The sequence below is a fragment of the Bryobacter aggregatus MPL3 genome, from assembly GCF_000702445.1.
Lineage (GTDB): Bacteria > Acidobacteriota > Terriglobia > Bryobacterales > Bryobacteraceae > Bryobacter > Bryobacter aggregatus.
Window position 1 is genome coordinate 434,442 of sequence record NZ_JNIF01000003.1, and the last position, 26,652, is coordinate 461,093.

General features: G+C 58.1%; 27 protein-coding genes. 6 read left to right on the plus strand and 21 right to left on the minus strand.

Annotation, left to right across the window (positions count from 1 at the left end):
- Genes M017_RS0102420 through M017_RS0102470 form a run of 11 tightly spaced genes read right to left on the minus strand, consistent with a single transcriptional unit; the run spans nucleotide 1 to nucleotide 11,437 of the window.
- Nucleotides 1-1,509 (minus strand): complex I subunit 4 family protein, encoded by a 1,509-nt coding sequence (locus tag M017_RS0102420; protein ID WP_031495500.1) that lies wholly within the window; start codon nucleotides 1,507-1,509, stop codon nucleotides 1-3.
- On the minus strand, nucleotides 1,509-3,374 hold the full coding sequence (gene nuoL, locus M017_RS0102425; protein WP_031495501.1) for an NADH-quinone oxidoreductase subunit L: 1,866 nt from the start codon (nucleotides 3,372-3,374) through the stop codon (nucleotides 1,509-1,511). Before nuoL ends, M017_RS0102420 begins: the two co-directional genes overlap by 1 nt.
- A 2-nt stretch (nucleotides 3,375-3,376) precedes the next feature.
- Nucleotides 3,377-3,694 carry an NADH-quinone oxidoreductase subunit NuoK gene (gene nuoK, locus M017_RS0102430; protein ID WP_031495502.1) on the minus strand — a complete coding sequence of 106 codons (318 nt, stop codon included), beginning with the start codon at nucleotides 3,692-3,694 and terminating at the stop codon, nucleotides 3,377-3,379.
- Complete coding sequence (locus M017_RS0102435) at nucleotides 3,694-4,191, minus strand: NADH-quinone oxidoreductase subunit J family protein (protein WP_031495504.1); 498 nt, start codon at nucleotides 4,189-4,191, stop codon at nucleotides 3,694-3,696. Before M017_RS0102435 ends, nuoK begins: the two co-directional genes overlap by 1 nt.
- 4 nt (nucleotides 4,192-4,195) lie before the next feature.
- A complete protein-coding gene (locus M017_RS0102440; RefSeq protein ID WP_031495506.1) occupies nucleotides 4,196-5,404 on the minus strand; it encodes a complex I subunit 1/NuoH family protein in 1,209 nt (402 codons plus the stop codon).
- A complete protein-coding gene (gene nuoG / locus M017_RS0102445; RefSeq protein WP_035957619.1) occupies nucleotides 5,401-7,506 on the minus strand; it encodes an NADH-quinone oxidoreductase subunit NuoG in 2,106 nt (701 codons plus the stop codon). Before nuoG ends, M017_RS0102440 begins: the two co-directional genes overlap by 4 nt.
- 2 nt (nucleotides 7,507-7,508) lie before the next feature.
- Complete coding sequence (gene nuoF, locus M017_RS0102450; RefSeq protein WP_031495509.1) at nucleotides 7,509-8,819, minus strand: NADH-quinone oxidoreductase subunit NuoF; 1,311 nt, start codon at nucleotides 8,817-8,819, stop codon at nucleotides 7,509-7,511.
- Nucleotides 8,820-9,302, minus strand: coding sequence for an NADH-quinone oxidoreductase subunit NuoE family protein (locus M017_RS0102455; RefSeq protein WP_031495511.1), 483 nt, complete (start codon nucleotides 9,300-9,302; stop codon nucleotides 8,820-8,822).
- 2 nt (nucleotides 9,303-9,304) lie between these two features.
- Nucleotides 9,305-10,531 (minus strand): NADH dehydrogenase (quinone) subunit D, encoded by a 1,227-nt coding sequence (gene nuoD, locus M017_RS0102460; RefSeq protein WP_031495512.1) that lies wholly within the window; start codon nucleotides 10,529-10,531, stop codon nucleotides 9,305-9,307.
- Nucleotides 10,532-10,536: 5 nt separating this feature from the next.
- On the minus strand, nucleotides 10,537-11,031 hold the full coding sequence (locus M017_RS0102465; protein WP_031495515.1) for an NADH-quinone oxidoreductase subunit C: 495 nt from the start codon (nucleotides 11,029-11,031) through the stop codon (nucleotides 10,537-10,539).
- Between the two features lie 7 nt (nucleotides 11,032-11,038).
- The gene (locus M017_RS0102470; RefSeq protein WP_031495517.1) at nucleotides 11,039-11,437 is read right to left on the minus strand and encodes an NADH-quinone oxidoreductase subunit A; all 399 of its coding nucleotides are present in this window, start codon (nucleotides 11,435-11,437) and stop codon (nucleotides 11,039-11,041) included.
- A 128-nt stretch (nucleotides 11,438-11,565) separates the two neighbouring features.
- On the opposite strand from M017_RS0102470, the gene thiS reads away from it, so the two are divergent.
- The gene (gene thiS / locus M017_RS0102475; protein WP_238325958.1) at nucleotides 11,566-11,760 is read left to right on the plus strand and encodes a sulfur carrier protein ThiS; all 195 of its coding nucleotides are present in this window, start codon (nucleotides 11,566-11,568) and stop codon (nucleotides 11,758-11,760) included.
- A 56-nt stretch (nucleotides 11,761-11,816) separates the two neighbouring features.
- Complete coding sequence (locus M017_RS0102480; RefSeq protein ID WP_031495519.1) at nucleotides 11,817-12,194, plus strand: hypothetical protein; 378 nt, start codon at nucleotides 11,817-11,819, stop codon at nucleotides 12,192-12,194.
- On the opposite strand, the gene M017_RS0102485 is transcribed toward M017_RS0102480, so the two are convergent.
- From M017_RS0102485 to M017_RS0102515, 6 genes are all read right to left on the minus strand, one after another.
- Nucleotides 12,191-15,175: a UvrD-helicase domain-containing protein gene (locus tag M017_RS0102485; RefSeq protein ID WP_031495521.1), complete on the minus strand. Its 2,985-nt coding sequence runs from the start codon at nucleotides 15,173-15,175 to the stop codon at nucleotides 12,191-12,193. The two genes, M017_RS0102480 and M017_RS0102485, sit on opposite strands and share 4 nt — an antisense overlap.
- Nucleotides 15,175-17,676: a PD-(D/E)XK nuclease family protein gene (locus M017_RS0102490; protein WP_051669439.1), complete on the minus strand. Its 2,502-nt coding sequence runs from the start codon at nucleotides 17,674-17,676 to the stop codon at nucleotides 15,175-15,177. Before M017_RS0102490 ends, M017_RS0102485 begins: the two co-directional genes overlap by 1 nt.
- A gap of 9 nt (nucleotides 17,677-17,685) precedes the next feature.
- Nucleotides 17,686-17,991 (minus strand): hypothetical protein, encoded by a 306-nt coding sequence (locus M017_RS0102500; RefSeq protein ID WP_031495525.1) that lies wholly within the window; start codon nucleotides 17,989-17,991, stop codon nucleotides 17,686-17,688.
- A gap of 219 nt (nucleotides 17,992-18,210) precedes the next feature.
- Entirely contained in the window at nucleotides 18,211-18,588 is a 378-nt protein-coding gene (locus M017_RS0102505) for a hypothetical protein (protein WP_031495527.1), read from the minus strand.
- Nucleotides 18,589-18,602: 14 nt separating this feature from the next.
- On the minus strand, nucleotides 18,603-19,112 hold the full coding sequence (locus tag M017_RS0102510; RefSeq protein ID WP_031495528.1) for a hypothetical protein: 510 nt from the start codon (nucleotides 19,110-19,112) through the stop codon (nucleotides 18,603-18,605).
- A 180-nt stretch (nucleotides 19,113-19,292) separates the two neighbouring features.
- Complete coding sequence (locus M017_RS0102515) at nucleotides 19,293-19,958, minus strand: RNA polymerase sigma factor (protein WP_031495529.1); 666 nt, start codon at nucleotides 19,956-19,958, stop codon at nucleotides 19,293-19,295.
- A gap of 154 nt (nucleotides 19,959-20,112) precedes the next feature.
- On the opposite strand from M017_RS0102515, the gene M017_RS0102520 reads away from it, so the two are divergent.
- From M017_RS0102520 to M017_RS0102535, 4 genes are all read left to right on the plus strand, one after another.
- The gene (locus tag M017_RS0102520) at nucleotides 20,113-20,436 is read left to right on the plus strand and encodes a HesB/IscA family protein (protein ID WP_031495531.1); all 324 of its coding nucleotides are present in this window, start codon (nucleotides 20,113-20,115) and stop codon (nucleotides 20,434-20,436) included.
- Nucleotides 20,437-20,581: 145 nt separating this feature from the next.
- Nucleotides 20,582-21,472, plus strand: coding sequence for an N-acetylmuramic acid 6-phosphate etherase (gene murQ / locus M017_RS0102525; RefSeq protein ID WP_031495533.1), 891 nt, complete (start codon nucleotides 20,582-20,584; stop codon nucleotides 21,470-21,472).
- 14 nt (nucleotides 21,473-21,486) lie between these two features.
- Complete coding sequence (gene murA, locus M017_RS0102530) at nucleotides 21,487-22,743, plus strand: UDP-N-acetylglucosamine 1-carboxyvinyltransferase (protein ID WP_031495534.1); 1,257 nt, start codon at nucleotides 21,487-21,489, stop codon at nucleotides 22,741-22,743.
- Complete coding sequence (locus tag M017_RS0102535; protein WP_031495535.1) at nucleotides 22,743-23,108, plus strand: rhodanese-like domain-containing protein; 366 nt, start codon at nucleotides 22,743-22,745, stop codon at nucleotides 23,106-23,108. The genes murA and M017_RS0102535 overlap by 1 nt, the downstream gene beginning before the upstream one ends.
- Here M017_RS0102535 and M017_RS0102540 read toward each other — a convergent pair.
- The 4 genes from M017_RS0102540 to M017_RS0102555 form a co-directional block, all read right to left on the minus strand.
- A complete protein-coding gene (locus M017_RS0102540) occupies nucleotides 23,105-23,410 on the minus strand; it encodes a hypothetical protein (RefSeq protein WP_031495538.1) in 306 nt (101 codons plus the stop codon). The two genes, M017_RS0102535 and M017_RS0102540, sit on opposite strands and share 4 nt — an antisense overlap.
- A gap of 6 nt (nucleotides 23,411-23,416) precedes the next feature.
- Entirely contained in the window at nucleotides 23,417-25,384 is a 1,968-nt protein-coding gene (locus M017_RS0102545) for a hypothetical protein (protein ID WP_155121191.1), read from the minus strand.
- The gene (locus M017_RS0102550) at nucleotides 25,381-26,247 is read right to left on the minus strand and encodes a DmsE family decaheme c-type cytochrome (RefSeq protein WP_051669440.1); all 867 of its coding nucleotides are present in this window, start codon (nucleotides 26,245-26,247) and stop codon (nucleotides 25,381-25,383) included. The genes M017_RS0102545 and M017_RS0102550 overlap by 4 nt, the downstream gene beginning before the upstream one ends.
- A gap of 72 nt (nucleotides 26,248-26,319) precedes the next feature.
- The gene (locus M017_RS0102555; protein ID WP_155121192.1) at nucleotides 26,320-26,562 is read right to left on the minus strand and encodes a PGPGW domain-containing protein; all 243 of its coding nucleotides are present in this window, start codon (nucleotides 26,560-26,562) and stop codon (nucleotides 26,320-26,322) included.
- Nucleotides 26,563-26,652: the final 90 nt, after the last annotated feature.

The window sequence follows — 26,652 nt, forward strand, 5'->3', positions numbered from 1 at the left end:
TTAGTTCCCATGAGCAACCTCGGCGTTGGTGTTTGCAGGAGTCGTTTGGACCCGGAATTCGACGTTCATTTTCGATTGCTGAAGGATCTTTGCATTGACCGCCGATTGGAGCGGCAGGAAACTGGTGGACCAGACGCCCATGGCAATCATCAGCAGAAGAAGCGGAGTGATTGCGATGGCTTCGGTATTGGATAAATCGGGGGTATCGCTGTCGGGCTTCGGCCCGAGGAAGGTGCGCTGGTAGGCCCAGAGCAGATACACCGCCGACAGAATGACGCCCACCGCAGCAGCGGCGGCATAGGGGAAGCCGGTGAAGGCAGCGCCCTGGAGGATCAGGTATTCGCCGACGAAGTTGTTCAGCGAGGGCAGGCCAGCCGAGGCCAGCGCGGCGATGAGGAAGGTGGTCGCAAGCCACGGCGTCCTGGTAGCCAGACCGCCAAAGCTTGCAATCAGCGTGTTGCCCTTGCGCTCTTCGAGGTAACCAGCCAACAGGAAGAGTCCGCCGGTGGTGACCGCATGGCAGACCATCTGGTAAGCCGCGCCATCGAGGCCATTGATATGGAAGGAGAAGATGCCGAGGATGATGAAGCCCAAGTGACTCAGTGAGGAGAAGGCCAGCATCCGCTTGATGTCGGTTTGGACGATCGCCACCAATGCGCCGTAGAGGATTGCGATGATCGCCAGCGCATTGATCCAGTGGGCACAATCGCGCGCCGCATTCGGGAAGAGCGGCAGGCAGAAGCGCAGCAAACCGTAGGTGCCCAACTTGCCCATTAGGCCCGCCATGACCACGCCGAGCGGCGACGGCGCAGAAGCGTAAGCATCGGCCTGCCAGGAGTGGAAGGGGAAGAGCGGCGTCTTCACCGCAAAGGCGAGGAAGAAGGCGAGAAAGAGCGGCAACTGCTCGGCCGGCGACAAGCGGAAGGAACCGGCGGCAATCTGCAGCGAGATGTTTTGGAAGTCAAAGGAGCCAGACTTCAAGAACAGATAGACGATGGCGGCCAACATCAGAATGGAGCCGGCAAAGGTGTAGATGAAGAACTTCACTGTCGCGGCCGTACTCTTGCCGTATTGCCCCATCAGGAAAAGGACGGGGACGAGCGTGAGTTCAAAGCAGACGTAGAACAGGAACAGATCCTGCGCCACGAAGACGCCGATGATCGCCGCTTCAAGCAACAGCAGCCAGCCGAGGAAGTTGGCATCGCGGCGGCTGGAAGTAACAATGGCAAGCAGGCTGAGCAAGGCAGTGGCGGCAACGAGCCAGATGGAGAGGCCATCGACACCGATCGAGAAGTGGATCGGCGGATAGGGAATCCAGTTGAGGTCCAAAGCCTGCGCCAGCTTCGTCGGGTCCTGAGCAACTTCAGGCACCATCGCCAGAGTGGCCAGGAAGGCAACGCCCGATGTTGCGAGCGCAGCGAGATAAGCAGTTTGCGCGGCACGGCGGAAGATCGTCATGCAGGCAGCGAAACCGAGGAGCGGAAGAAGAATCGCGAGAAGAAGAAACATTAGCGGACACCTCCATTGGCGACCATGATGCCGAGGAAGAGGACCGCACCGAGCAACACATAGACAGCGTAGCTGCGGATATTTCCAGCTTGGAGCAAGCGGAAGGCTCCGCCAAACCAGCGACTCATCGAGACGACCGAGCCAACACCACCGCTGATCACCACCTGTTCAACACCCTCATCGAGAACGTGGCGTGAGCCTTGTTCCAAGGGATGGACGATGGCGGCGTCATAGATCTCGTCGACATAGAACTTGTTGGCAATCGTACGATAGACAGAGCCGAAGCTCTTCGCGTAGCCATCCGCCGAACCGGGGTTCAAAACGTAGACATAGTAGGCAACGAAAATGCCAAAGAAAGCGAAGCCCAGCGAAGTGGCGATCAGCCAGACCGCGTGCAGTTCCGCGTGTTCGGGGAAGAGTGGCTCCAGCCATTCCATCACCGGCAGATAACCACCGGCAACGCTGAGCAGCGCCAGAATCACAAGCGGCATGTACATGATGGCGGGAGACTCGTGCGGATGCGCCTTGCCACGATACTCGCCAAAGAAGCAGAGGAAGATCGCGCGGAAGACATAGAAGGCAGTGAGGCCAGCCGTCACCACACCCACCCAGTACATCCAGGGGGCATGCGCGTAAGCAGCCAACAGAATCGCGTCCTTCGAATGGAAACCGGCAAAGGGCCAGACGCCGGAAATGGCGATGGCGGCAATGAGCAGGGTCCAATAGGTGATCGGAATCTTCGAGCGGAGCCCGCCCATCTTATTGAGGTCTTGTTCACCATGCAGCGCGTGGATCACGCTTCCGGCGCCCAAGAAGAGCAGCGCCTTGAAGAAGGCATGAGTGACAACGTGGAAGATGCCAGCCGAAAAGGCGCCGACGCCTAAGGCAAGGAACATGTAGCCAAGCTGCGAGACCGTCGAGTAAGCAAAGACCTTCTTGATGTCGTTCTGCGCCATGCCGATCAGCGCAGCAAGCACCGCGGTGATCAGGCCAACGATAGCGACCGTCTCCATCGCGATTGGCGCGCGTAGATAGACTTCGCTCGAGCGGGCCACGACATAAACGCCCGCGGTGACCATGGTGGCGGCATGGATGAGGGCCGAGACCGGCGTGGGACCAGCCATCGCGTCCGGAAGCCAGACATAAAGCGGAAACTGAGCAGACTTACCAGCCGCACCAACGAGTAGCAACAACGCAACCGTCGTCAGGGTGCCGGCGGATTGCTCGATTGGCATCTTCTTGACCGCATCAAAGACGGTGGTCATATCGAGCGAACCAAACTTCACCACCAGCAGGAGCATGGCCAGCGAGAAGCCAAAGTCGCCGATTCGATTGACAATGAAGGCTTTCTTCGCCGCATCGCCGGCAAACTTCTCGAGGAAGTAAAAGCCGATCAGCAAGTAGGAGCAGAGACCAACACCTTCCCAACCAACAAAGAGCAGCAGGAAGTTCTGCGCCAGCACCAGAATCAGCATGAAGAACATGAACAGATTCAGGTAGGAGAAGAAGCGCCAGAAGCCTTCCTCATGATCCATGTAGCCGACAGCGTAGATGTGGATCAGCAGGCCAACGCCGGTGACCACCAGCAGCATGATCGAGGAGAGGCGGTCGATCGACAGATCGAAGCCAACCTTCAGATCGCCCGAGGCGATCCAGGTGAAGTAGCGCTCGATGTGCGCGGTTTCCAATTGACCGAGATCAGAGAGACTTTTGAGAACCCAAAGCAGAGAGAGGGCAACAGAGCCGATGGCGACGGCGGAGATGACAGGCTTGGACAGGCGGCGTCCGATGGTGCCGTTGATCAAGGCCCCCAACAGGGGGAAAAAGAGGATGAGCCAGAGATGGAGGTCGGGTGGATTGGGCATCGTTAGTTTTTGAGCGAGCTGACCTCGTCGATGGAAAGGGTTTGGCGGTTCTTAAAGACCGTCAGGATGATGGCAAGGCCAACTGCGGCTTCTGCGGCAGCAACCACCATCACAAAGAAGGTGAAGATCTGGCCGTCCACCTGCCGGAGCTGGTGGGAGAAGGCAACGAAGCTGAGATTCACCGCATTGAGCATCAGCTCGATGGACATGAAGACCGTGATGATGTTGCGGCGGAAGAGGAATCCAGCAACGCCAAGGGAAAAGAGAATCGCGCTCAGAATCAGGTACCAGGACAGAGGAACGGCGTTCAATTGCGGCATTAGTCGATTTCCTTACGGGCGAGAACGATGGCGCCCAGAATCGCGATCAGCACCAGCACACTGGTGACTTCAAAGGGAAGCAGGTAGTTGGTAAAGAGGCTGCGTCCGATCTCCCGCGCGCCGGTGTTGAAGGCGCCAAAGCTGACCGTGCCCAGCGTCGGAGCCATGCGCTGCAGCAGGTAGGCAAGCAGGCCAAGGAAAACAGTGAGCAGCGGGATGCCCAGCAGGCGCGAGGGCCAGGAGCGGCCGGTCGACGTCTCTGTGCCTGCGTTCAGCAACATGATGACAAAGACAAAGAGCACCATGATGGCGCCCGCGTAGACGATCATCTGCACGGCGGCAATGAACTCCGCGCCAAGCAACAGATAGAGAACGGCAATCGAACCCATCACGCCGATGAGCGAGAGCGCGCTGCCGATGGGGTGCTTCTGCACCACCAGCGAGACGGCGCAGACAACAGCGAGAGTGGCGAAAATCAGAAAGAGAATCAGGTCCATGGTGTCAGTTCTTTGCCCCCTGGAGAGCCACTGCAAAGGCAGTGATGAGGAGGTTGAGGATGGCAACCGGGAAGAGGAACTTCCAAGTGAAGTTCATCAACTGATCGTAGCGGAAACGCGGCAGCGTGCCACGCACCCAGATGAAGAGGAAGAGCAAAGTCCCGGTCTTGGCGACAAACCAGAAGAGCGGAATCAGCACCGGCTTCAACACCGGCACCAGGAACAAGAGTGCCAGGCCCCCGAAGGCAAGGCCAAAGAAGGGGAGCGAGAAGCGATCCCAGGGGCGGCCCTTGATCGGCTGGAACAAGCCGTGATACAGCAGCACCGCAGAACCGGCAAGAAGCAGCAGCACCGGCACATAATCGCTGCCATATTCGGCAGGCCACAGCGGATGCCAACCACCGAGGTAGAGCACCGTCGCCATCGAGGTGACCGTGATCATGTTGGCGTATTCGGCCATGAAGAAGGCGGCAAAGCTCAGCGAACTGTATTCGGTATGGAAGCCGCCGACCAGTTCGTTTTCGGCTTCCGGCAAATCGAAGGGAACGCGATTGGTTTCGGCAAAGGCAGAGATCAGGAAGATGAAGAAGCTGAAGATCTGCGGAAAGGGCATCTGGAAGATGGACCAGCGCGGAATGAAGTTCAGGTAGTAGCCCGCCTGTTCGCCGACGATGGCGCGCAGCGACAGATCGTTCAGCAACAGCAAGGGAGCGGCCAGAGCAATCGCCATTGGCAACTCGTAGCTGATCATCTGCGCAGAACTGCGCAAGCCGCCAAGCAGCGAGTATTTATTGTTTGAAGCCCAACCGCCAAGCGCGATGCCATAGACGCCGACGCTTGAAATCGCCAGGACAAAGAGGACGCCAATGTTGATGTCGGTCAGGCCAAGATCGGTGCGGACGCCGAAGATCTCAACGCTGGGGCCAAAAGGAATCACGCAAATCGAAATCAGCGCAAACAGCACCGCCAGAAACGGCGCAATGACATAGAAGAAGGTGCTGACATGGGAAGGCACAAAGCCTTCTTTGGTGGTGAGCTTGATGACGTCGGCCAGCGGCTGCAAGAGACCGTGGAACCCAACGCGGTAAGGACCGAGGCGCAACTGGATATGAGCCAGAACTTTGCGCTCGATCCATTGGAGATAGGCGAGGGTCGTCATAAAAGCGCCGGCGACGATCCCCGTTTTGATCAGACTAAGGAGGAAGAAGTTCATCGTTGGTACAGGGCGCCCGGGAACTCAGGAACGCTTGTCAACAGTTTCGAATAACGGCCCAGGGAGCCGGAGGTAAAGAGGGTGTCACCCACAGACCGGATTTCGTCGATGCGGACATCCACCTTGACCCCGCCATTCACCGGCGAAGTGCGTGCCGCGCCACCCGTGATGAGGACAGGCAGCGGTACATTGTAGCCGTGGACGGAAGCGTGGATTTCTTTAAAGACCGCGTCGTGCGACCAGACGCCCACCGTCGTCGCCAGACCCATTTCTTTGGCAATCAGACCCATGATCTCCAGATCCGTCTTGGTGCCCATCGTCTTGATGGCCGCCTTCAGACGCTGCACTTCACCGGTGACGCTGGTGACGGTGCCGTTCTTCTCGTACGCCGAAGCGGAAGGGAACAGAATATCGGCGCGGCTGGCCGTTTCATCGAGGAACATGGTGTGCGCAACGACGAAGGTCTTTGCGGAGGCAAGCTTCTGATCCCGCAGGGGGTTGGCGCCAACGATCCAGAGCACATCGAGATCGTCCGCCAGCATCTGCGAGGTTGCCAGCCCCGGGTGTGGGTCGGCATGATAACCAGGGAGCAGATTGGGCACGCAGCCCATGTCGGCGGCGCCGCGAGAGTTGGAATCGTCCACCAGGCAAACAAACTTCACCGGGATGCCCAGGCTATCGGACCAAGCCACCAGATCACGAACCCGCTGGCCCTTGATCGAATCGCCAAACAGAATGACCAGATCTTTTTCAGCCTTCAGCGTCTCGGTGAGTTGTTGCAACTCTGCGAACTCTTCGCCCACAGGCACGGTGACCGAAGAGGCGGAATACTTTGCTTCGCGCACCGGGCCCGGCGTCACCGTATAGATCTTTGTCTTGTTGTGACGGACGCCCGCGCGCAGTTGGAAGGCCAGCAATGGATGCTGTTGCGACAGGTCAGAACCGATGACCAGGGCAGCCTTTGCCTTGTACAGATCGTCGGTGGTGGCCAGCGCATCGGTGCGGCCCGCCAGCGCGTCAAACAACGTGACGACGTCGCCCGAATGCGCGTGGTCGATGTTTGAACTTTGCAGACCGGCGCGCACAAACTTCTGCAGATAGAAGAACTCTTCGTTCGTCAGATGGGTGTCGGCGATGGCGCCAAACTTGCCACCCACGGCTTGTACTGTTCTGAACTTCTCGGCTACAAAGCCCAGAGCCTTCGACCAGGAGACCGCCTCCAGTTTGCCGTTGATGCGGATCATCGGCGTGGTCAGGCGATCGGGGTGATTGGTGAAATCAAAAGCATAGCGGCCCTTGATGCAAAGGAACTCGCCGTTAATGCCGCTGCGGTCGCGATTGTTGCCGCGCATGATTTCATCGTTGCGCACGCCGAGCGTTGTCTTGCAGCCGTTTGAGCAATGCGTGCAAACGGTGCCGACATGCTGCATCTCCCAGGGACGGGTCTTATAGCGATAGGTGTCCGAGGTGAGCGCGCCCACCGGGCAAATGTCGATGCAAGCGCCGCACTCGTCGCAATCGAGATGATCTTCCTTGTTCGGCGCAATCTCAGAGAGCACGCCGCGATTGGTGACCCCCAACGCTCCAACGCCCATGCCCTCATTGCAGGCACGAACGCAGCGGTAGCAGAGGATGCAACGCGCGGGATCGTAGAACACCACCGGCGACCATTGCCGTTCCGGCTGGTGATTTTTGACTTCCGTAAAACGTGATTCGCCGGCGCCGTAGCGGAAGACCATATCCTGCAGTTCGCACTCGCCGCCCTTGTCGCAAACCGGACAATCGAGCGGGTGGTTGGTCAGGAGAAATTCAAGCGTACCCTTGCGGGCCTTGGCGAGTTGTTCCGTCTCGCTACGGACGATCATCCCTTCCATTACGGGAAGGGTGCAGGCCGTCTGCAGCTTTGGCATCTTCTCCACTTCCACCAGGCACATGCGGCAAGCGGCTTGCAGCGAGTAGCCTTCGTAATAGCAGAAGGCGGGGATTTCGATCCCAGAGCGTTTGCAGGCGTCGATCAGCAGCGTTCCCGGAGGAGCCGAGAGCTGGCGGCCGTCGACGGTGAAATTCACGAGAGTGGGTGGTGCAACAGCAGGGGTCGACATAGTTAGCTTATGGAGATCAACTGATCCGGCGAGACAACGGGCACAGTAGTCTCACGCAGACGGGCTTCAAATTCTTCGCGGAACTTTTCGACGAACCCAATGGTAGGCATCGCCGCCGCATCGCCAAGCGGACAGAAGGTACGGCCCAACATGTTCTTCGCCAGTTCATGGATCAGATCGATGTCGGCACGGCGTCCGGTGCCTTCATCCATGCGGGTTAAAATCTTGCGCAGCCAGGTTGTGCCTTCGCGGCAAGGAATGCACCAGCCACAGGACTCATGGGCGTAAAAGCGCATGGTACGAAGAGCCACCTTCACGATGTCTGTATCTTCGTCCATCACCATCATGCCGCCGGAGCCGGCCATGGTCTTCATGCGCGCGTAGTTGTCATAATCCATCGGGAAATCGCACTCCTCGGCCCGCAGGACGGGCGAAGAGGATCCACCGGGGATGACCGCCTTCAACTTCTTGCCATTGCGAATGCCGCCGCAGACCTCGTAGATCATCTTGTGCATCGGGAAGCCAAGCGGCACTTCATAGACACCAGGACGATTCACATGACCAGAAACACACAACATGCGCGTGCCGCCATTCTTCGGCGTACCCAGATCGGCATAAGCCTGGCCGCCCATGCGGAGCACGGCAGGAACGGTGGCAAAGGTTTCGACATTGTTCAGCACGGTGGGCGAGGCGTAGAGCCCGGCAACCGCAGGGAAGGGCGGACGGATGCGCGGTACGCCGCGCTTGCCTTCGAGCGATTCCAGCAGCGCAGACTCTTCGCCGCACTCATAGGCGCCAGCGCCGGTGTGCGTATAGAGATCGAAATCGAGACCAGAGCCCTTGATGTTCTTGCCCAGGTAGCCATGCGCGTAGGCTTCCGCCAGCGCCTTGTCCATGATGTCGATCAGATAACGATACTCGCCACGGATGTAGATGTAGCCCTTTTTGCAGCCGATCGTACGGGCCGCGATGAGGCAGCCTTCGATCAACTGGTGCGGGTCGTTCTCGATCAGCAGGCGATCTTTGCAGGTGCCCGGTTCGGACTCATCGGCATTGACGACAACGTACTTTGGCTTCGGGTTATCGCGCGGAATGAAGCTCCACTTCATTCCGGTGGGGAAGCCCGCACCGCCGCGGCCGCGCAGGCTGGAAATCTTGAGTTCATCGATGATCTGCTCGGGCGACATCTCAATCGCCTTCATCAAGGCGACATAGCCTTCGTTGGCGAGATAGGTGTCGATGCTCGCCGAATTCGGCAGGCCGAAGCGCTTGGATATGACTCGGACTTCGTCCGGATGGGGATCGTTGAACATCTAGTTGACCTTTTGGATCGAATCGAGCAGGCGATCCAGCTTTTCAATCGTCGCGTGGTGGTGGTATTCGTAGCCATCGACTACGCAGGGGGCCCAGGAGCAGGCGCCGGCACATTCGACTTCTTCCAGCGAGATCAGACCATCGGCAGTCACCTGCTTATGTCCGATACCCAGGCGCTTGGTGGCGTGATTCCAGAGTTCTTCGCCGCCCATCAGCAGGCAGGCAATGTTGGTGCAGATCTGGACATGGTGCTTGCCCATCCGCTCCTTGTTCAGCATCGAATAGTAGCCAACCACTTCTTCGACCTGCAACGGCGTCACTTCGCAACGCTTGGCAACTTCGGCAACCAGCTCGGAGGTGACCTGGCCCACTTCGTCCTGTGCGTACATCAGCATCGGAATCACGGCAGAGCGCTTGCGCCCCTCGGGGTAGCGGGCCCAGATTTCCTGGAGTTTATTCTCGGTGGCGGTGCTAAAGGTCATGGCTAGCGGTCTGTATCTCCAAGGACGAAATCCATTGAGCCCATGCTGGCGATAGTGTCGGCGATCAAGCCGCCTTCACACATCACGCCGAGGGTCTGGATGTTGCCGAAACTGGGGGTGCGCATGTGCACGCGATAGGGCTTGGAAGTGCCGTCCGACACGATGTAATATCCCAACTCTCCACGGGGCGATTCGATCACCTGGTAGACTTCGCCGGCTGGCACCCGGACGCCTTCGGTGACGATCTTGAAGTGATAGATGAGCGCTTCCATCTGCGTCTTCATCTTTTCACGCTGCGGCAGGACAACCTTTGGCGCATCGGCCTGGAAGGGTCCGTCGGGCATGCCTTCAAGCGCCTGCGTCATGATGCGCAGCGACTGGCGCATCTCTTCCATCCGCACACGGTAGCGGGCGTAAACATCGTTCTCGGTGCGAGTGGGAACGTCAAATTCAAAGTGCTGGTAGCCCGAATACGGCTCGTCCTTACGCGCGTCCCACGGAATGCCGGCGGCGCGGATCATCGGGCCCGTGGCGCCCAGCGCAAGCAGCGTCTCAACAGGGACAGTGCCGACGCCGATCGTGCGGCTCTTCCAGATCGGGTTGTTGTCGAGCAGCGTTTCGTACTCGTCGATCTTCGACGGGAACATCTGCACAAACTTCCGGCAGGCTTCGAGACCACCGCGCGGGTGATCGAGCGCCAAGCCGCCAATGCGGAAGTAGCTCGTCATCAGGCGCTGGCCGCTGAACATCTCAAAGATCTTCAGCAGCTCTTCGCGGTCGCGAGCGCAATAAAAGAACATCGACATCGCGCCCATGTCGAGGGCGTGCGTGCCCAGCCAGACCAGATGCGAGTTGATGCGCGTCAGCTCGGTGAGCAGAACGCGAGTCCAAACCGCGCGTGGCGGCACTTCGATGTTCAGAAGCTTTTCGACGCCCAGGCAGTAGCAGAGATTGTTTGAAAGATTCGCGAGATAGTCGACGCGATCGGTGAGCGGAATCACCTGTTGGAAGGTGAGCGCCTCACACTGTTTCTCGATTCCGGTGTGGAGAAAACCGATTTCGGGTTGGGCCTTGGTGATGGTCTCGCCATCGAGTTCGAGGACGATGCGCAGCACACCGTGCGTCGACGGATGCTGCGGACCCATGTTCAGGGTCATCTTGCGATTACTGCCGGCGTCTGAGATCGGCTCGACGGTAGTGGTAATGCTCGGAGTGAAACTCTCGCTCATGCTGCTTAGTGCGTCCCTTCGCCGTAATCGTATTTATGGCCGTGGACAGGGAAATCCTTGCGCAGAGGATGCCCCTCCCAGCCTTCAGGCATCATGATGCGGCGCAGGTCAGGATGGTTCAGGAACTGGATGCCAAACAGGTCAAAGACTTCGCGCTCGTACCAATTGGCGCCGGCCCAAACCGAACAAATGGAATCGATCGAAGGGTTCTCACCCGAGACGCGGCATTTCAGACGGATTCGCAGATTGTGCTTGATCGAATGCAGCAGATAGACCACTTCAAAGCGCGGCTCCTGCGGATACCAGTCGAGCGCAGTGATACTGGAGGCGCGGATGAAGCCGTGCTCGTCGCGCAATACAGTGCATACCTCGACAATGTGGGCAGGGGTGATGTACAGAATCGTCTGGCCGTGCTGTTCGACGGCGGATTCAATAATGCCAGGAAAACGTGCGTCCAGCACGGCAATCAGTGGGTTTTCCTGGAGTTGCTCAGAAATCATCGTAGTTCTAGCTGTCCTTCGCTTTGCGGATCGGCGTCGTGGTCCAGTCGAGGGCACCCTTTTTCCAGACGAAATAGAAGCCGCTCAATACAAGAACCATGAACAGGAGCATTTCGACAAAGCCGAACATGCCCAGTTCGCGATAGACCACGGCCCAGGGATAGAGGAACACGGCTTCAATGTCAAAAAGGATGAAGAGCATCGCGACAAGGTAGAACTTGACGGAGAATCGCTCCCGGGCGTTGCCGACGGGCTTGACGCCGGACTCGTAAGGGGAATCTTTTGCGGCGTTTCGGTTGCGCTTCCCCAGGAACAGGCCAGCGAAGACGAGACCACCAGCAACGGCAGCCGCGAATAGAATCTGGACGAGGACCGGGAAGTACAACTCGCTGTAATTTGTAGGCATTGGCGAGAGAGAGACAAACTATCGATCGACTCGGAGTCGAAAGCTTGCCTTTACTTCACTATACTTGTCGTTTCGGAGGGCGGTCAAACGCTCATACGGAATAGTAGGAGGAAGAGAGCTTGATTTGGGTGGTGATCAATGGGGAGCGGCGTGAAGTTCCCGAGGGTTTGGACGTACAGGGACTACTGGATTTCCTAGGAGTAGACTCCAGCCGGGTAGCGGTCGAATTGAACCGGTCGATTGTACGAAAATCCGACTGGAGTGCATCCAAGCTAGTAGACGGCGCGGAAGTGGAAGTGGTGATGTTTGTCGGTGGCGGCTAAATATCCCACAGAACTTCAAATTTCAATGAATCTGCCGTCAAAATGGAGGATGAATCATGTTGAGCTCGCTCGTTTCCAATCTGTTCCTGGCAGCATTACTTTCTGGGACTCCAGAGGCCAGCTTCCAGGACTCTTCTTCTCTCACCATCAAACAAACGAATCAATTGCGGAAAGATGCAACGACAGCCGCCGGGTTCTATGCGCTCGCTGAGACCTCAGAACGCAAGGCGATCGCAGCACGGCTCAAGCAAGAAAAATGCGAGAAAGAACTACAGACCCTGCGGAGCGGCGTAATTCCTGGAGTTGCCTACAAGTTTCCATCCCGTTTCGATACGCTCAAGACGCTCATCGAGCGGCACCAGCAAGCGCATCAATACTGGAATGCGGTTGCGACCTTTTATCGTGCTGAGGCCAAGCGGCTCGAGAGCGTCTAAGCGTCGAGCCCCACAGGACAGGCCCCTGCCAGATGGGGGCATCGTTGGCAATGCGTCCCGGCCGCGGTCGGATAGCTTAGGCCATCTGCAAATTTTCTGAGCAGAGAGAGATCGAGCGCCGCAACGGCCTCGACACAGGTGTCTGTGCGCAGAAAATGCAGGTAGGAGCGGATGGCTGCGTCCGGGAATAACTTTGCGATTGCTGCCCGGTAAATCGCCAGTTGCTGGTGGTAATGCTCAGAGACAGTGGCATCCGTCTTGTAATCAACCACAGTGATCACCCCATCCGGCTCCTGGAACACCAGATCGATCTGACCCTCGATGACAAGGTCCGAGATCGCGACCACAAAATCGAATTCACGCTCCACCCATCGGGCTGATTTGAGCCGCGCGGCCAGCGGGCTCGCGAGAAAGACATCTGCCAATTGCTGTGCCTCCGCACTCGGTTGTTCGGGAAGCTGACCGGCCAGGATCTGATGCACCGCGGTGCCAAGCGCTGCCGCATCGCCATCTCCCCGTTGTTGCCAAGCGGAAAGCCCGGCCAGACGATCGAGATAGTAGCGGCGGGGACAGCGGGCAAACTTCGCCAGATCGGTTGGGGTGGTGGAGGATTGGCGTGACGGTTGCGGCGGCAGGGGCCGTAAGGGAATTCGTTCCAGCGCGGCAACAGGCGGCTCTGGCGCCGCCTCCACGGTCCTGTCAGGCTCGACAGGATGCGTATAGTCCTTATAGGGGTCGAGATGCTTGAGCCAGCCCGTACGCTTCTTGGCCGCCCAGGACACATAGAGCTTCTGCTCGGCGCGGGTGAGAGCGACAAAGAGCAGCCGTTGTGATTCGGCGTCCTCACGCTCAGCCGTCTTCGCCTTGATTCGTTCCGCCTCATAGTCGGCGACGTTCTTCCCAGTATTCGGGTTCAACCAGCGCACACCGATGCCGAAGTCCGGGTCATAGCTGAGGCTCCCGGGAATCTGCGACGCCTTCGAGGCCGCACTGGCAAGAAAGACTACTGGAAATTCCAGTCCTTTCGAAGCATGAACCGTTAGAATCTGCACCGCGTCCCCAGCATCCACCAGTGGCGCGGCTTTCTCATTGGAAGCCTGTCGAATGGCCTGGATTTCCGTGACAAAGGCCCGGAGATTCCGTGCGCCGCGTTGCCACTCTTCCCGCACCAGGCGAAGGAATTTGGCGACATTGGCCTGCCCGTCCGGCGCCAGGCTGTCCAGGTACCCCGAAGCATCGATCGCCTCCGTCAAGAAGCGCTCCGGCCCCACCTCATCAATCTGCGCACGCTGGCGCGTGAGGCGGTCGGAATAAGCCCCCGGCCCTTCGCCGTTCAGAATCTCATCATCGCTCCAGCCAAACAGCGGACTGCGCCGGACGGCTACGCTCGCAATCTCATTCGTCTGATTCGCCAGCACCTCGAGATAACTGATCAGATCGCAGACTTCCTGCTTGTCGAAAAAGCTCTGTCCGCCGCTGAGCGTATAGGGAATGCCACGTGCCGCCAGGGCCTCGGCAATCTGTTCCCCGGAACGCGTTCGCCGCACCAGAATCGCGATGTCGCTGTAACGCAGAGCTCGCCCGGAATCCGTACCTTTCGGCTCCACAATGAACTGGTCCCGCAGCGCAAGGATCTCCTGCGCGATCCAATCCTGCTCCTCAGCCTCTTCCTCAAAGGGATGGAGAGAGACGGCCGTGTGGTCGGACTGAAACTGCCGCGCGGCCACCAGTTGGAACGGCTCGATACCAGGGAGCGAGGAGCAAACGTCTTCCGTAAAGCTGAGAATGGCCGAACGGCTCCGGAAATTGCGATCGAGCAGATCGATCACGCCGCCACCCACACGAAGCGTTTCGCGGTACGCAATGAACTGGGCCGGCGCCGCAAAGCGGAAGCCGTAGATACTCTGATTCACGTCGCCCACCGCAAAGAAGCTGCCAGGAGAACGCAGCAGATTCACCAGTTGCCACTGGATCGGGTTCGTATCCTGCACCTCATCCATCAGGATGTGTTCATAGCGGCGCTGCAGCTCCTCCCGGATTTGCGGCTGTGTCGCCAGGAGATGAATGCTGGCATGCTCCAGGTCCTGAAAATCAACCCGTGCCGCGGCGCGCTTGCGCTGCGCATAGAGCGCAAAGATCCGCTCGAGCAAGCGTGTCAGATACGCTCGCTCGCCCTGCACGCAATTGGACACCAGCAGCGAAGGCAGCACCTCTGCCAACGTCCAGAGTGGCTCGGCCAGCGTCTTCAAGGCGCCCGGCAAACGCTTATTGGCCGGCATTGCAGCAATCGCGCCAATGGCCTCCCAATCCGGCCGGGCCAATCGCTCCGCCGCGCTCCCGAACCATTGCCGGAACTTGTCCATCCACAGACGGGAAGCGTCGGTGGTGGCGTTGGCGGCAGCCAGCTCGCCAGCGATCGAGAGCATTTCCGCAAGCGCCGCGCGCAAGTCTTGCGGCGGCCGGGCCTGCGGAATCTCTGTCGTATAGGCGCGGATCTTCTGATGCAGATCGCAGAGTTCCCGCACCAGATTCGGGGAGTTCCAGGTGGTAAACAGCGCACGGATGGCAGGCTTCTCGTTGCGAGATGCCTCATTCAAAACCTGCTCCACGCTCGCGTACAGCTCCGCACTGGCGAGACGTTCATCCCACAAATCAAAAGCCGGATCCAGGCCCGCGGCGATCGCATGCTCCTTGAGCAGCCGCACGCAGAAACCATGCATTGTCGAGATGGGAGCCAGTTCCAGATCAGTCGGGTCCACCGAAGAGCGGAGGCGCTTTGAGACGCGCTCGCGAATCTCGCGCGCCGCCTTCTCCGTGAAGGTGATCGCAAGGATATTGCGCGGATTGACGGAACGGGCCTCCACCAGCCAGGCAAAGCGCTCGGTCAGGACGCTTGTCTTGCCGCTGCCGGGACCGGCCAGCACGCAGACATCCTGGCCCACCCGTTCCACCGCTCCTTGTTGTGCCGGAGTCAACGCCATCAGGAACTCGCCTCCATCTCTTCCCCGCCCTCTTGCTCCAGGCGGAGGGTCCGGATGCGGCAAGCATCGTGATAGTCGCAGTACTTGCAGTGGTCCGGAGACGAGGGCTGCACCGGAATCATTCCGGAACGTACTTCATCGCGGACGCGCAGCATCTCGGCATGAGCAATCTGGATGGCGTCGCGCAGCACCTGCCCCTCCAGCGGAACCAGACGAGCCGCATCCCGCAGGCCGACGAAGGTAAAGCGGGAAACGCTCTGCCCCAGCACAATCGCATAGAGCGCACTCTGAATAGGATTCTTCTCAGCGGCATGATCGGCCTTCGAATACTTGTAGTCGTAGGCGTGGATCTCCCCGCCTGGAGAACGGTCGTAGCGGTCAATCTGACCGCGTACCTCAATGCCGCTTTCGAGCGTATGCTGAAAGCGCTCTTCCGCATGAACTTCCCAGCCGGGCGGCACCGGCGGCGCATTCTCCGCATAGAGACGCAGGTTGCGCAGAAGATTGATCCGTTCGCGCTCCAGATGGTAACCACCCGGAATGCGAAGCTCGCGGCAACTCCGTTCCATCTCGCGGTCGGCCAGTGTCTCGATGTTCTGTTGCGGGTTCCGCGTCCAGTCGTCGATCACCTTGTGGGCAATGGTGCCGAGGCACATCATATCGAGACGCTCGGCGGGCAAGGGAGGCAAGCCCTGAAGCTGGAGTCCATAAGCGGCAAAGTGACGCCAGGGACAGGCAATGTAGGTTTCAAACTCGCTCGCACTCCAAGGACGGGCCTTGCGATACCCTTGCGCAAGTTGTCCTGAAGCAATCTTCGGAACCGGCGCAGCGCTTTCCAGGCGGAAGATCGGCGCCACTCTTGCCGTAGTTTTGAGGAAAATCGAAGGCGAGGTCGAGTCCCCTTTTTCATTCGCACGCGGATAGCTGAGGATCACTTCGCGATTCGCACGTGTCAGGAGCAGATCGAAAAGCTGATGCTCTTCGGCGTGACGGTCCTCGATCGTCTTCATCCCCAGATTCCGCTTCAATGCCTCACTGAGCAAGGGGTCGGGAGTGGAACGCTTCGGAAATTCTCCTTCGAGCATCCCGGGGGCAAAGACGTAATCGAGCTCCCATTGGCGGCCTTCGAAAAGGTCCATGACATGCACTACATTGCGCCGGGCATCGCGCTCCCGCAGCATGCAATCGAGAAACGCAGACTCGGCAAGACTCCAATAGTCAGAAAGCAACAACGATTCTGCCGCCGGCAGCGTATCGGCGACACGATCGAATTCCGTAAAAATGCTCTGCAGCGCCTCGGACTTTTGCTGCCAGCGCCAGGCATCCCCAGCAGAATCCGGAATCGCATGGGGAGGAGTCATCAGCCTTTGCAACTTCCGGATCTCAGTTTTCGCTTCGGCGGGAGTCCAGCGTTGCAATGGCCAAGCCGCAAATTCCGTCAGTTGGGGCGCCACACTCAGAAACGGAGTGAGCCCCGAGCCCGGCATCGCTTCAATGATTTGACGCTCCAGTGCATCTCCCTGCTGGGTGCCTCCCAGGCCGGTAAAGCGCCAGCGCAGGGCGTTGAGAACAGCCCCATAGTCCCAATCGGAAGCAACGGCAGCAATCACATCGCGGCAAAAAGCGGTGACCGGGTGCTGCGCCAGTTGGCTGCCTAGATAGGAACGGGAGGGGATGCCGAGCCGGGTCAAGGTGGATGCGAGAGCCGCTTCATAAGCGCCCGGGTGGCGCAGCAAAACCCCGATGCGCCGGAGTTCCACTCCATCCGCGGCCAGCTCAAGAATTCGATGGGCGATGAGCAAGACCTCTTGGGCCCGGTCGGCAGCCTGGAACGTCGATCGTAGCGGAGTCCGCCAAATGGCTTCGTTCTGCGAGTTCACCACACTCACGGTCACCGCGGTCTGCTCGCTCAGTGCTTCGAGAAAATACAGCTCTGCCTTGGCAAAGTCGAAGAAGCCATCGAGAAAAATGCGAGGCAGCTTCTGCGTGGAGCTACGGACCACCAGTGCCGCCTCCAGCAACCGTTGTCCGCGCAGGGCCAGCCCTCGCTCCTCGAGCATTGTCAGCGCCCGCCGGTAGAGCCCGGCCAGGCCCGCCTCCAGACGGCTCGCATCAACACAGGCCAGCGCCAGCGAATCGAGCGCCGACGCAAGATGCCGAACGAAGCCAGGAGTGTCGCGCACCTTTTCATACTCGGGCGGACAGAATTCGCTCAGGATCGTGAGGAGGATGCGTTCAAACTGCGCGCCAGAAATCGCCACCGAAGTCCCCCGATATTCCGCAACAAAGTGGGAAAAAGTGGAGACCGTATTGCGCCGCAACAGAAAGCCTTCCCGGGCGAGTTGGTTACGCACATGCTCCGCCATGGTGGCAGAAGGCACCAGGAGGCGCGTATTCCAGTTGCCAGCCCGGAGATCGGCCTTGAGGGCCTCCAGGATGCGAGTGGACTTGCCGCTGGCCGGAGGACCAGCAATTCGCTCAATGCGCGGAGGAAGGGTCAAGAGACCAGTTTAGATGGCCTTGTCGTAGGAACGGCCGGAACCGCCTAGCGACCGGTTAATCTCCAGGAGATTGGGCGCAAAGCCAGAGGTGGCGAGTACATCGCGCAAGGTTGGAATTTGCGAATCGAGGACCTCGAAGCGAACGATCGTAAAGCCGACTCGGCTCCCGAGACTGGCATGGCGGATCTCCGGATTGATCGGGAAATCAGCCGAAGCCAGCGCTTCGAGTAAGTCTTCGAGAAGTCTTGGAGAGATTCGAATCTGAGCGGCAACAAGCTCGCCCACGTGCGTCGAATGAAGGATGGCAGCAGACATGATGGATTCGCCTTTAGCAATTTTTTTCCCGTGGTTGCAAGTAGCCGGCGTGCGAACAGGGCAGGCCTAAAATGATCCACGTGGTCTGATAATCGTCTGGAAGCTCCCGGTTCAAGAGAGCCGCTTCAAAAATTAACGTTCTCAAATAATATAGATTCGCGCGCGACCTTTAAGTTTCAAGAGTCCTCGCCGAAACCTGGAAAAACCTGGACCGGCTGGCTAGCGCTGCGAACGCTGCCAGTCGAGCATCAATCTATCAAATTTTTGGCGCTGTGTGGTGTCGAGCAAGCGGGCAATACTTTCGCGGCCATGCACACGCACTTCTTCCATCTGGGCGCCCAGAGTCTGCAGGTATTTGAAATGATCGTCCAACAAAGATTCCACTTGTTGTTGCTGCTTATCGGACAACTTGAGTTCTTTGTTAAAGTATTCGAGCATCTCTCTGCGATCCATTTGGCGCATCGCGCGTGCGGCAGGAGAAAAAATTCCGCGAGAAGCCAGCTTCATCGTCAGGGCGCCGGTCGCGGAGCCTGCGAGAAAGACAGCGAGTAATGCGGTGATGACTTTAGGATGGGTCCAGGAGACGCGCTCAGTCATGGTGACGATGCCGGCTACTGATTGTACGTCGTGAGTTGCACGAGGGTGGCGCCGCGGTCTTCGTCACGGCTACTCGATTCCATAATGGGCAATCCGTCGCCATCGGAGGCGAGGATCGCGCCATGCACCACTCGTTCCACCGGAATGGTGGCAACGCTTGGAGGTTCGGGCGGAGCGGTATCAAGGAAAGTGGCGGCGAACAGCAGCCCCGCCAGCCCGAGCGACGCATAGACCAAGCGGCGCCCAAAAGGCTCCAGGAAGAAACTCCAAAAACTGGGGGGTCCATTTTCAGCTTCAATCCGGGCCAACACACGGGAGTAGAAGCCAGGTGCTGGCTCCAAGCTCTCGATCTCGTCCGGTGCAACGGACAGTGTTTCGCGGATGAAACGAGAAATTTCAATCATGGCAGTAACTTCTTCACGCGCAGCGGGGTTCCTTTTCAGGTAAGCCCCGGCCGTAGAGTGATCGTCCGGCAGTTCCCCGCTTTCGATCACACCTTCCAAGCCATCTTGTAGTGGCTCCATATTGTGCCTCTTCCCTCGAATTCAAGTGGATTGCTCTGGCTGCCCGTCAGTTGTCAGGAACTCTTACTCGTGGAGTTCTCCGCAACCCGGCATTCGATACCAGAACACGCCATGCCCTTTTCAACAGCCCCTATTTGCCGGCCTCACCCGGCGGATACCAACAGCAAACAGCAAGACAAACTACGGCGTCGATGCGCCCGGCCGCTTGAGCAGTCTTTGTGCCGCTTTGAGCAGTTTTTGCCGGGCCCGGAATAACTTTACTTTTACCGTATTTTCATTCATGCCGGTACGTTGGGCCAATTCCTCGACGGAATGTCCTTCCACTTCCTTTAAAAGGATGAGCGTCCGGTCTTCCTCGGAGATTTTTTCGAGCATCTTCAGGAGAAGATCCCGCTGCGCCAGCCGGACATCGGCGGCCACATTGGTATCCCGGGTGAACTCGGAATTCTCCATCAGCTTCGAATCGTCTTCGGAAATATCACTTTCGTAGACGAGCTTACGTACCCTCTTTTTGCGGAGGTAGTCGTAGCACTCGTTTACGGTGATCTTGTAGATCCAGGTCAGGAGAGAGCTGCGCGAGTCAAAGTTGCCGACCGAGGAATACACCTTGGTGAAAACCTGCTGAGCAATATCTTCGGCGTCGTTGCGATTGCGCAGGATGCCGTAGATGATCGAAAACACCTTGTTCTGGTAGCGTTCGACCAACTCACGAAACGCCAACTCGTCACGTTTTTGAACGCGTGCGACGAGGAGCGCTTCTTCACTTTGGGATCGGTCCACAGCCTTAAAGGGACGTTGCTTCACCGCGACGGCTGGAATCGGAAGGACTTCTGTTAGCCCGCTCATGTCCTCATGGACGTAGCTGCTATTCCGCACGTTTCGACGATCTGCCTTTACCTCATGAAGATAGCAGACGGACACCTTAAGCTACAGAGTCTGCGACTTTTGGTGGACCGAACACATCCTATATCCTATATTGGTAGAGGAGAAGACCACGCAAATGATTCAGCTGACAGAACGCGCCACGGAAAAAGTGAGTGAGATTTTGACCTCGCAGGACCCGCAGCCTTCGGGTTTGCGCATCGCCGTCGTAGGCGGCGGTTGCTCTGGATTTACCTATTCCATGGCGTTCGAGAATACGCCGGGAATGCTCGATAAAACCTATGATTTCAAAGGCTTGAAGGTATTCGTCGACCAAGCCAGCATGCTCTACCTGGACGGCGTCGAAGTCGACTATGTCGAATCGCTCGAGGGTTCAGGATTCAAGTTCAATAACCCGAACGTAAAATCCACCTGCGGTTGCGGTTCCAGCTTCCAGGCCTAACGAAACGCTTCCCTGCCTCATCCGTCTCACGGAGTAGTGCAGCAGTAGAAGTTAAAAAACGCTTATAGAGAACGCCCGTTCTTGCTCTTCCCCCGAAGCATGAGAACGGGCGTTCTTGCGTCTGCGGTGCGATCCTTGAATTGGCATGAAGTTCGAGACGCTCCTCACCGAACAGGCAAACCCCGCCTCCGCGCACATTGATCGAGTGGACACCCTCGAGATGGTGCGCATCATCAATGAAGAAGATAAGAAGGTCGCCCTCGCCGTTGAGGCGGCGTTGCCGCAAATTGCGGCAGCCATTGACGCCATCGTGCCGAGGATGCGCGCGGGGGGAAGGCTGTTCTATACCGGCGCCGGCACCAGCGGCCGGCTTGGTGTCCTTGATGCGAGCGAATGCCCGCCCACCTATGATGTCTCCCCGGAACTGGTGCAAGGCCTGATCGCCGGCGGCGACACCGCGCTGCGGAAAGCAGTGGAGGGAGCCGAAGATTCGCGGGAACTCGGCGCGCAGGAGCTTCTGGCCACCGGCTTCCACAGCCAGGATACGCTCTGCGGCATTGCCGCTTCTGGCCGGACGCCTTATGTCCTGGGCGCGATGGCCGCGGCCCGGGAACTGGGCGCCCTCACCCTCGCACTCAGTTGCTCACCGAATTCCCCACTCAGCCAGGCGGCAGAAATTGCCATTGAAGTTCTGCCCGGACCAGAAGTCGTCACCGGTTCCACCCGGATGAAGGCGGGCACGGCAACCAAGCTGGTGCTGAACATGCTCTCAACTGGGGTGCTGATCCGGCTCGGTTATGTGTTTGGGAACCTGATGGTGAATGTGCAGCCCACCAACGAAAAGCTGGTGAATCGGGCACTGCGGATCATCATGCAAGCCACCGGAACGGACCGCGACGCAGCAGAGAAGTTATTTGAGGAGAGCGGACGTGTTGTGCGAACGGCAATTGTCATGGGACGCTTGAAAGTGACACGGGCGGAAGCCGAATCGCGACTGGCAAGAGCCGGCAATCGCGTGGCCGACGCACTGCTGTAAAAGCGCAAACCTACATGGACAAATTTCGGATCATCGGACGTACCCCACTGAGCGGCGCACTCGCAGTCAGCGGATCGAAAAACTCTTCCCTTCCCGCCATCGCGGCCTGCCTCCTCACGGAGGAACCAGTCACACTGCATCGCATCCCGGAGGTGCGCGACATCGGCACGATGTTGAAGCTGCTCGAATACAACGGGGCCAGCGTCGAGCGGCTGCCCAGTGGCGCGATCCGCATTCATGCGGCGAAGATCACGAATCCCGAAGCCCCTTATGACATCGTCAAAACAATGCGCGCTTCGTCTCTCGTGCTCGGTCCGCTGGCGGCACGAACCGGCGTGGCACGAGTTTCGATGCCCGGGGGATGCTCAATCGGAGCCCGTCCCATCAATCTCCATATCAATGGGCTCGAGCATCTGGGCGCAACCGTCAATCAGGAACACGGCTATATCGAAGCAGCGGCGCCGGAGGGATTGCGCGGCAATACTGTACATTTCGAGCGCATCACCGTCACAGGAACAGAAGACCTGATGATGGCAGCGGCGCTGGCAAAAGGAACGACGGTGCTCGAGAATGCCGCGCGCGAGCCGGAAGTCGTAGACCTGGCCCACCTGCTCACCAAAATGGGCGCCAACATCACAGGAGCCGGCACTTCGCGCATCGTGATTGAGGGCGTCACCAAGCTCCACGGCGCCGAGCATGAGATCATCCCGGACCGGATTGAAGCCGGCACCTTTGTCATCGCCGGCGTGATGACCAACTCTGAAATCATTGTCAGCAACTGCGTCCCGGAGCATTTCGCTTCGTTATTGACCAAGCTGCGGCAGGCGGGCGCCCGCGTGGAAGAATCGGCCGACGCGGTGCAGATCCGTCCCGTGGGCAAGCTGCGCGCGGTGGACATGACAACTGAAGAACACCCGGGCTTTGCCACCGATCTACAGGCGCAATTCATGGCCTTGATGACCGGAGCCACTGGCATCAGCTTTGTCACCGAGAATATTTTCGAGAACCGCTTCATGCACGTCCCGGAACTCGCCCGCATGGGAGCCAACATTCGCATCGAGGGCAAGCAGGCCATTGTCGCCGGCCCCAGTACCCTCACCGGCGCACAGGTGATGTGTAGCGACCTGCGGGCCAGCGCATCGCTTGTACTGGCGGCGCTTGTCGCCGAAGGCGAATCGATTCTCGATCGTGTGTATCACGTGGATCGTGGTTACGAGAAGATTGAGTCCAAGCTCGCCGCGGCGGGCGCAAATATCGAAAGGGTTGCCTAATGAAACACAATTCTGGTTTTCTTGCCCTGGTGCAGGATGCGAAGTCCCGCGTTGCTGAAATCGACGTCGAACAGTACAAGAGCTTGGTTGCCTCGGGGGACCCGCATGTTCTGGTCGATGTTCGCGAAGAGAGTGAGTTCAACGCTGGCCATGTCAAAGGCGCGCTGCACCTCAGCAAAGGGGTCATCGAACGGGACGTCGAGACCAAAGTGCCGGACAAGGGCACCAAGCTGGTGCTGTATTGTGGCGGAGGCTTCCGATCGGCGCTGGCCGCAGACAACTTGATGAAGATGGGTTATACACAACCCATCAGTCTCGACGGCGGCTGGCGGGCGCTCAAGGAATCTGGCCTTCCGCTCGACTAGACGAATAGAATGTCAAAGAGCCGGTAGGCCATGAAGAGCAGGCAGGCGTACTCCATCACCTGGATGAGCTTTAAGATCCAACCGGACATGAATTCGAAACGCAACAGCAGCGCGCAGATAAAAGCGGTATAGACGACATTTGCATCCATACCGTCTGGGTAGAGTTGCAGATGGAGCAAGACCAGACCGTAATAAACCATGGGCCAGTTCCCCTCATGCGTCCGCGAGGCATAGCGGAAGTAGACAACGCCGAGTGTCATCGCCAGAAGAATACAGGTGCTGAGCCAATAGCCATCAATCATGCAGTCTTAGAATGACCATAATACGCTGGCGTACGCAGTATGCGCCCGGTAATCCTGCTGGGACAGTACTTTCTCCGCGTAGTTGTAATATTGATACCCGAGATTCCAGCGCCACTTTTCCCGGAGCTGCACGCTCAGCCGCATTTGCGGCGATACAAAAGTGAGAGGAAAAGACTGCGCGGCGATCAAGGCTGGAAGCATCGTGTACTCCTCCCGAGCCCGCCCACCCCGATCTTTCGTGAGCGCATAGCCTCCATAAAGATCCACCTTCTTTAAGAGGGCCAGCCGGACGCCCGCATGAGAAGCGTGGAGATTGGAGACATAGTAGGAGCGATCTCCCGTCACAAGAACAGAATCGCGAAAGTAGGCAAGCCCGCTGAGCGTGTCGAGATGCAGCTTCTGGTAGCCAAAATCCACAGCCAGGCGCGTGTTGGGTGTCCAACTCGCATCGGCACTGTAGTTACGGCTCCGTGAGGACGCGTGGAAGAGGCTGGCGGAATTGAAATTGAGATTCGTCCGCGCCTGCGTGGCTAGCCGGAACAACTTCCGCTTGTACTCGATGCGAGCGCCAAACGCATGATAATCCTTCTCGCTCGTCGGGGCAAAGGGATGGTCCTGGCGGCCCAACTCCCCGTCCGCAACAATCGTCAACCCCTTGCGAGGACGAAGGCGAAAACCAGCTGTCACCGCGTGCAACCGGTTCGTCTGCTCCCCTTTGATCGCATCGAGAAGGTTCAGGTCCCCCACCGTTTCTGTCGAACGCACCCGCCGTTCGCTGAACTGATACCCGCCCTGGACCGAAAGCCAAGGCCGGATGGCATAGTCCAGCACGGTCGAGTTCGTCACCATGCGGATCCCGAGAAACTGGAAGTTCAGCAAGGTCGAATCGAGCGAGTTATTGGTGAACTGCCGGATCTTGTTATCGCCATCCATCTTCGTCTGGTTGTAGGCGGTGGAGTTGGTGATGCTGAGACTTGCGGTGGGAAAGAGAGAAAGACTCCCATTTGCCGAGGTGATCGGACGCCGGGCATTGCCATAGACCAGAGTCTGGACATTCCGCGTGGTGCCCCGCAAAGTACCGGCACCAAAATCGTCATAGAGGAAGTGGCGTGCCCCAGCCGAGTGCGTGAAGCGCCCATTGACGGCGAACCATTTTCCTTTCTCGGTGAAGAGATTCACCCGCCAGTGGGGTGTAATCCCGTGATACGGCTCGTCGCGGCGCAGCCTGGAGAGTGTCGTATTGGTGACGGTGGGATCCAGCGGGATCCCCGGAGTGGTGAGCAATCCGGTGCTGTCTTCTTTGAAAATCTCCCAGCCTCGTTGCCAGAACAACTTCATGCCGGCCGCCTGGACTTGCCCGCCGAGGCGATACTCCGTTTGCTCCCTGCGGATTTGCTCAAAGAACGGAAAGAGATTGCCGCGCGCATCAAAGAGATTTGCAGTCGACAGCGCAGGTCCATTCTGGACATTGCGCGAAAAGCCACCGTAGAACTGGAAGCGGGACTGGGGGAACAGGGTCAACTGATGGTCCTGCATGCGGCGTTGGAGATTCTGCAGATGTTGCCCATAGGCGAGGGTCAGTCCTGGATTGAAGTAGTCGTTCAGACGCCAGTTCATCTCATAACGAAAGCGGCGATTCTTCTCCAGACGAAGGTTGGCAAACTGATAGGGGTCGTTGCCCAGCCCCTGTGCATTCACCAGAAACTCGTCGAAGTACCTGCCCTTCCCATCGCGGGAATGGATCGAAAGTGAAGTCTGGAGCAGGCGCAGGCCGTTGCGAAAGTTCACATCGCTGCGGTACTTCTCCCGATTGCCCTCAATGCCTGCAAAGCGGTATCCCAGTTCAAAGGACTGCCGGATGTTGTAGCCGGAAAAGGAATCCCCACGCGAGTGGCCAACGTTTTCAGGAGTAGGAGCAACGGTAGGTTGCGCCAAGAGCGTCCATGGGAAGATCATCCACCAGCAGCGTTTCATCGCAGGAAACTCGGATTGGAATTCGAACCGTGGATGCGCGTATGGCAGGCAGTACAGTTCTGATACTTCGGATCGGTGAGGGAATGGGTCGCAGGAGTGAGCTGGATGCCATCGGCCTGACGCCCAAAACTCCCCGCGCCGTTATGGCACTCGAGACACATCGGAAAGACTTGTGGCCGCTTCAAGAGCCGGGCATTCATGCTGCCATGCGGCAGGTGGCAACTGCTACAACCGTCCACCCGCAGTACCGCGTGCTCGAATACAAAGGGCCCCCGTTTGTCGGTATGGCATTTCAGACAAGGCTCTTCATTCTGGAGACCTTGCGCCACCATGCGCGGACGAGCCGCCATCTTCCAGGTGGGCGTGTCCGCTCCATGCGGGTTGTGGCAATCGGAACATTGCATAAAACCCTCATTGAGCCGATGCTTCACCGGCATGGAGAACTGCGCCCGTACGTTGGAATGGCAACTGTAGCAGAGCTCAGTCTGCGGCTTGGCGAGGAGGAGCTTCGGAGTCGCCGCCTTGTGAATGGAATGGCAGCGATTGCAGACGATGTCTGCCGTCGTGTGCGAACTGCGGCGAAGATTCGCGCGGCCCAACTGCTGTGCATGACAGCTCAGACACTGGTCGAGAACAGCTTTGGGTGCGAGGGTGGAAAAGGCGACAATTTTTGCCTTGTCGCCTCTGGCTTCGGCATGAGCTTTTCCCGGGCCATGGCAACTTTCACAACCCTTTTGCTCGAATTTCAGCTTGGCGTCAGACTGTGATTTGAAGTGCGCATTGCGGAAAAATCCAGCGGAGATATCGGGATGGCAAGCTTGGCAAACGGGAGTTCCGGCATAGCCCGCAGGCTGTCCGAACATCGGAATACATGTGGCAAAAATGACACACAGCCCGTGTAATAGTCGTTGCAACAGAATCCCCCGCTTGCGGAATTATACGGCAGGGGGCTTGGTTTCGCTCTCCTCTTTTTGCACTGGGGCTTTCTCGCGCGCCGCTTTGGCCTTCGCCCAGGCAATCCATTTTTTTAGAAAGCGATCCAACCACGGAAATTCTTCCGCGAGTATCATCAGGCCTGGAATGAGGAAGATCCAGCCTGGCATGATCGGCAGGATCAATCCGATAATGCCCAGTATCACCAGGCCAATCCCCATGAGGTAACGAAGGAACTTCTTCATTGCGAATCTATTTGACGTGTGGAGCGCAGCCTGCGGTCCAAAAACAGGAATCTGAAACAACTTTGCAACAAAATGTCTCCAACCACCTCG